We start from the raw sequence: 957 nt of genomic DNA, 5'->3' as shown, positions 1-957 counted from the left end.
CCGGGGTGCGGGGTGGATACGGCCCCCGGGTTCAAGCCACGTGTGCGGTGCTCACCGGGGCGTACCGGCTCGGCAAGCGGGGTGTCGCGCGGGTGCTGAGGGACCTGTTCGGGGTGCCTCTCAGCCCGGGTGCCGTGTGCCACCTCCAGGACCGCACCGCGGACGCCCTGGAGCCGGTCGCCACGGCGGTCCACGCCCACCTCACGGGGAAGCCCGCGAACGTGGACGAGACCGGATGGCGCGAGGGCCGGAGCCGGGCCTGGCTGTGGGTCGCGGTGGCCGACCGGTTGACCGGGTTCGTGATCCGCCGGTCCCGAGCCCGCGCGGTGTTGGGCGAGCTGATCCCGGGAACCCCGGGTGTGCTCACCACCGACCGGTACTCGGCCTACGACCACCTGTCACCGGACCGGCGCCAGGTGTGTTGGGCGCACCTGCGGCGGGACTTCCAGGCGATGATCGACCGGGGCAACGACGGGGCCCCGATCGGGACCGCCCTGTTGGCCTCGGCCGATGCGCTCCTGGGCGCGTGGGCCCGGGTGCGAGACGGGACGTTGAGCCGGGCCCGGTTCGTGTCCCATCACCTGGGCGCGGCTCGCGCCGCGGCCCACGCCCAACTGGGGCGCGGGCGGGCGTGCGGGTGCGCAACCACGGCCGGCGTGTGTCGGGAATTGTTGCGGTTGGGCGGTGCCCTGTACACGTTCGCCCGGGTGGATGGCGTCGAGCCCACCAACAACGCGGCCGAGCGGGCCCTGCGCCACGCGGTGTGCTGGCGCAAGACCAGCTACGGCACCGATTCCGAACGCGGCTCCCGATTCGTCGAGCGGGTGCTCACCGTCGTCGCCTCGTGCCAGCAGCAAGGCCGCAACGTGCTCACCTTCCTCACCGACGCCATTCAAGCCGCACGAAACGGCACACCCGCGCCCTCACTCCTCCCGGCACCCATCGCCACCCCGTGAA

Annotated in this window: 1 pseudogene; it reads left to right on the top strand. The window is 73.2% G+C overall.

What is annotated here, in order from left to right:
* Positions 1-957: pseudogene (tnpC, locus tag R5W23_RS09240) on the top strand (IS66 family transposase); the annotation flags it as partial.

It is taken from the genome of Gemmata algarum, from assembly GCF_034097035.1.
GTDB lineage: Bacteria > Planctomycetota > Planctomycetia > Gemmatales > Gemmataceae > Gemmata > Gemmata algarum.
This window is presented reverse-complemented; position numbering and strand designations above follow the sequence as displayed.